Origin of the sequence: Acinetobacter kyonggiensis, assembly GCF_900107285.1 — a bacterium.
Classification (GTDB): Bacteria; Pseudomonadota; Gammaproteobacteria; order Pseudomonadales; family Moraxellaceae; genus Acinetobacter; species Acinetobacter kyonggiensis.
The window spans coordinates 1-1483 of sequence record NZ_FNPK01000069.1; the positions used below are offsets into that span (position 1 = coordinate 1).

1 protein-coding gene is annotated in these 1483 nt (G+C 44.3%); it reads left to right on the top strand.

Annotated elements, in window-relative coordinates; genetic code table 11:
* Positions 1–92: 92 nt before the first annotated feature.
* Complete coding sequence (locus BLV99_RS17955; protein WP_092693072.1) at positions 93–1427, top strand: ISNCY family transposase; 1335 nt, start codon at positions 93–95, stop codon at positions 1425–1427.
* Positions 1428–1483 lie beyond the last annotated feature (56 nt).

The window sequence follows — 1483 nt, forward strand, 5'->3', positions numbered from 1 at the left end:
TGTTAGAACCCATTCAAAATGTCTATATTCTCACCAATAAAAATGTCTAGTTTATGATGGCTTAAACATCATGGACTGGATATGAAATATAGATGCTGATCACTATGTCTGACAAAGAAATTCAACGTCTTGCAGTTCTGCAAGACGTTCGAGATCATCGTATTACCCAAGTCCGTGCTGCTGAAATCCTGAATCTTTCCACCCGTCAAATTACCCGGTTATTGCAGAAGCTCAATCAAGATGGTGTTTCAGGCATGACGCATGCCAGTCGTGGTCAACCGGGCCATCATCGCCATGACGATTTATTAAAATCGCAATGTCTTTCCATTATTTCTGAACATCTGCTGGGCTTTGGACCTACCTTGGCGCATGAGAAGCTCAGCAGCATGTTTGACCTGAATATCCCGGTAGAAACGGTTCGGCGCTGGATGACTGCAAATGACCTTTGGATTCCGCGATCCAAACGTCTAAAACGCCCATACCAGCCACGCTATAACCGTGATTGCTTCGGTGAGCTGATCCAGATTGATGGCTCATATCATGACTGGTTTGAAGGAAGAGCCACCAAATGCTGTTTGCTGGTTTATATCGATGATGCTACCGGCAAGCTGTTGCATCTGCGCTTTTGTGAGGCTGAAACGACCTTTGACTATATGCTTTCAACCCGAGCCTACATTGAGCAATACGGCAAGCCCTTGGCCTTTTACAGCGATAAACACTCGGTATTCAGAGTGAATCAGAAATCCAGCCAAGACAGCAAGATCACGCAATTTGGGCGGATTCTGAATGAGTTAAACATTGATATTATCTTCGCCAACTCCCCACAGGCGAAGGGTCGCGTAGAACGTGCCAACAGAACCCTTCAGGACCGTCTGATCAAGGAGATGCGCCTGGAAGGCATCTGTTCGATTGCGCAAGCCAATGCATGGTTGCCCTGCTTTATTGAGCAGTTCAATCAGAAGTTCGCCAAATGTGCGCGAAACTCAAAGAACCTGCATCGGCCATTAACCGAATCTCATCTTGAACTGGATGATATTTTTACCTGGCAGGAACCGCGTAAGGTCACCAAGAACCTGACGATTACCTATGACAAATGTATTTATCTGCTTGAACCTACTGAATTGAACCAGAAATTAGTTGGGCAATACATTTCATTTCTGGAGTATCCGGATGGCACTGTGGCCCTGATGTATGAGGGACGAAAGCTCAACTACAGCATCTTCAATAAATTGGCTGGGCTACAGCAAAATGAGATTGTTGAGAATAAACGGTTAGGTTCAGTCCTGGCGCATATTCAACAGCAGCATGAAGAACTAGAAAAACAGAATAAACGTTCCCGGGCCAAGAAAAGTATGCCAAGTCGTAAAGCTCAGAAAGCCATCATTGAACAAAGAAATTTAAATCCTGTGCTTGACTCTTGTGGTTAAAAACAGGACATTTTAAATGGTTTATCGCATAGACATTTTAATTGGTGAATAACAGC